The organism is Chitinispirillales bacterium (assembly GCA_031254455.1).
In the GTDB taxonomy this organism is placed as follows: domain Bacteria; phylum Fibrobacterota; class Chitinivibrionia; order Chitinivibrionales; family Chitinivibrionaceae; genus WRFX01.
Window position 1 is genome coordinate 1 of record JAIRUI010000068.1, and the last position, 3,328, is coordinate 3,328.

Here is a 3,328-nt window from a genome sequence, read left to right on the forward strand (position 1 = left end):
AAGCCGGGAAAGAAGCGCAAGAAAAATTAACAGCAGGGCTTGAAGAATTAAAAATCTCTTTTTATAAGATAAACACATCAGGGGAATATAAAGACCCAAACGAGCATTTAACCGCTAACCGCGAGGTTTTTACCGCGCTTGTGAACAGCGACCCGGCAAAAGTTGCCCAGCAGGAAGCGGAATCTGTAAAAACAAAATATCTTGAAACGGCAACGGCATATCATATAAATGCGCTTATGGGGGAAATAGCCGCCAGCGCAAATACTCCGGCAATATCGACCGGGTTCAATCTGCTTGACGAAGCGTTAGACGGCGGGTTATACGAGGGGTTTTATGTTATCGGGGCTATAAGTTCATTGGGTAAGACAACTTTCGTTTTACAAGTAGCTGACCAAATAGCGAAGCGGGGGTATGACGTACTCATGTTCAGCCTTGAAATGTCGCGTTATGAGTTGATGGCAAAGAGTATAAGCCGGTTAACTTTTGAAAATTGCGGCGGAAAATCAGAAAACGCCAAAACGGTACGTGGCATATTGGCGGGTTCAAGAAGAAAAAATTATAGCTTCGAAGAAAAAGAATTAATAAATAAAAGCATATCGGATTATGCGGAGTACAGCGAGTATATTTATATTCATGAGGGTATAGGCGATATAGGCGTTGGGGAAGTGCGGCAGGAAGTACAGAAACATATTTCTTTTACAGGTAATACGCCGGTTGTGATTATAGATTATCTGCAAATATTAGCTCCGTATGACATGAGAGGCACGGACAAACAAAATACCGATAAAGCCGTGCTTGAATTAAAGCGGTTAAGCCGGGATAAAAAAATACCGGTCATAGCAATCTCCAGCTTTAACCGCGATAATTATACCGCGCCGGTTAATTTAGCGTCGTTTAAAGAATCCGGAGCGATAGAGTACAGCAGCGATATTTTGTTAGGGCTTCAGCTTGCGGGAATGGACGAACTAAATCAAAGCGATAACAAGCGAACGGAAACGACAAAAATGATAGAAGAAAAGAAGTCTGCCGACCCGCGCAGGGCGCAGCTTAAAATATTGAAAAACCGCACCGGAAAAGTAGGCGCAAGTCTTTATTATGACTATTACCCGATGTTTAATACGTTCAAAGAAAGTAAAGAACCAAAGGCAGGAACAGATTGGAACGATGATAGGAGACCAACTATGAAAAGTCAAGTGATTTTTGAGAAAAATATCAATGTAAATTTTGGTAATTGCTTGTGAGAATAAAAAGGCGCGACAAAAAGACCGTCTATTTGCGAATTTTTTTGACAGTCGGGGTTCCGCGACTGCGGACGCGGGAGTTTATCGCATTGGTTTTCCAAAGTGATGAAAAAGAAAACGGCGCGGGTATTCACGTTCCCACACCGTCATCACTTTTCTAAAACCTTGTAAGCCGCTCAGGTCGCACTCCTGCGTCGCCTTATCCTGCCAACAAGTAAAAGCAATTATAGTATGGGAAGAACGATTAGGGTTTATTCAAAATCACGGCAAATCAAATGCCATATTATTTTTGAGCATCGCAAAAATCACGCGGGTGAGTTTCCCCGCAACATGACCGAGAGCTTTGTAATGACGCTTTTTTTCGGAAAGTTTCAAATTGTAATATTCGCCGAAAGTGGCGTTATTCATTGAAACATTCCAGGCAGCATTAACGAGTGCGTATCGCAAGAACGCCGAACCGCGCTTTGACATTTTTGTACTCGCGGCGCGAAAGTTTCCCGATTGCTTTGTCGCCGGGTCAAGTCCGGCAAACGCGATGAGTTGGTCTGGGCGGCGGAAACGGGAAATATCACCGATTTCAGAAAAAATCATTGCGCCGTCAATAACACCGATTCCGGGTATAGTTTTGAGTACGGTATCAATGTTATCCCATAACTCTGCTAAATGCTTTTTGGTGTCGTCAATTTGGGATTCAATCAGGCGGATTTGAGCGATTGTATAGGCGATTTGAAAACTTTTATCATTGTTAATATTGCCGATTGATTTCTTCGCCAATGCCTTCAATTCTTCCGCCTTGGCTCTGCCGAAATGCCCGTGAGAAGCCGATTTTAAGACATTTTCAAGTTTTGCCACATTGGTTTTCGCAATGACCGTAGGCGATGGAAATTCTGTTAAAACAGCGTAAGAACCCTTGCCGTGGACAGTGCTGAACAGCGTATGATATTCGGGAAAAACGACATCAAGATATGACACAAGCTGAGTTTTAAGCCGTGCGTTTTGCTTTTTGAGCGACTGGCGAAAGCGGCAAATACCGCGCAGTTCGAGTACGCTCAACTCTTGCGATTCGAGTAAGCGGTATTCTTCTTGGAATAAATATTTGCATATTCCTTTGCTGTCGATTTTGTCTGTCTTGGCATTTCTGATACGCTTGCGGCTCATGCCGGACGTTTCAATCGGGTTGATGAGGGCGATTTTATAGCCTTGTTCCGATAAAAAAGCAATCAAATTTTCGCCGTAAACACCCGTTGATTCAAGACCGACCACCACATCGTTTTTGGGGAACTTCCTGAACTTCGACAGAAGCAAATTATACCCGTCAATATTGTTCGCAAAAGAAAACGGCGGCGTTAAAATCTTATTGTTCTCTGAAGTGACACAGGCATAGTGGGATTGCTTGGCGACATCAACGCCAACATATTTCATATTAAACCTCCGCTAAAAAAACTCACAACCTTGCGTTCAAGCCGCGTAGAAATTACCCAAATATCCTGGTTTGTGATAAGAACTTCTGCACTTTGCAGGCTCAACCAACTATTAAAATTCACGGTAATTCTGCGGCAGTAGTCTCCTGTTGAGCAGTCCGATTTCTCGGCCGCATTAGATTATGAAATGTCCGCAGGTTGCTATTACCATTATGCATCACAGTGCATATAGCTAAACCAAATCTTTACCAAAATTTTTGAAAGGAGACGTATGATTTAGCTGTGAATATATCATACCAAAGGATTATGGGTTTTATATACAACGGAATACCGTCGCAAAACATGAAAATCCGCGCCCGGCTGACGGATTGGCAGATGTCTCCCTCCCTGCGGAATTCGTATGTAACAGTACCCGGCAAAGTCGGTATTGCGGACTTTGGCTGCGACAGTACGGAAAAGCACATTGTTATTAAGTGCGGAGTAAATCCGCAGCACAGTTTTGCGGATTTAGTGTCGGTATTAGACGGTGCGGCAGAGTGGCTTGACCCGTCGCGGGGACTTGGGGAGTTAATACTCGACGATGTGTCCGACAGATATTTCATGGCGCGGCTTTCGGAAGCTGTGGACTGTGAACGGCTGCTGCGGACAGCCGGAGCGTTTGATTTG

The 3,328-nt window shown here is 43.9% G+C and carries 3 protein-coding genes; 2 read left to right on the top strand and 1 reads right to left on the bottom strand.

What is annotated here, in order from left to right:
• Positions 1–1,241, top strand: a 1,241-nt coding sequence (locus LBH98_04660; protein MDR0304047.1) for a hypothetical protein, incomplete at its 5' end; no start/stop codon positions are given.
• Positions 1,242–1,502: 261 nt separating this feature from the next.
• Here LBH98_04660 and LBH98_04665 read toward each other — a convergent pair.
• Positions 1,503–2,663 carry an IS110 family transposase gene (locus tag LBH98_04665; GenBank protein MDR0304048.1) on the bottom strand — a complete coding sequence of 387 codons (1,161 nt, stop codon included), beginning with the start codon at positions 2,661–2,663 and terminating at the stop codon, positions 1,503–1,505.
• Between the two features lie 281 nt (positions 2,664–2,944).
• Here LBH98_04665 and LBH98_04670 point away from each other — a divergent pair.
• Positions 2,945–3,328: phage tail family protein (locus tag LBH98_04670; protein ID MDR0304049.1), on the top strand; the 384-nt coding region annotated here is incomplete at its 3' end.

Coding starts and splice junctions, on each gene's coding strand:
- LBH98_04665 (MDR0304048.1), bottom strand. CDS start 2,663: ATGAAATATGTTGGCGTTGATGTCGCCAAGCAATCCCACTATGCCTGT.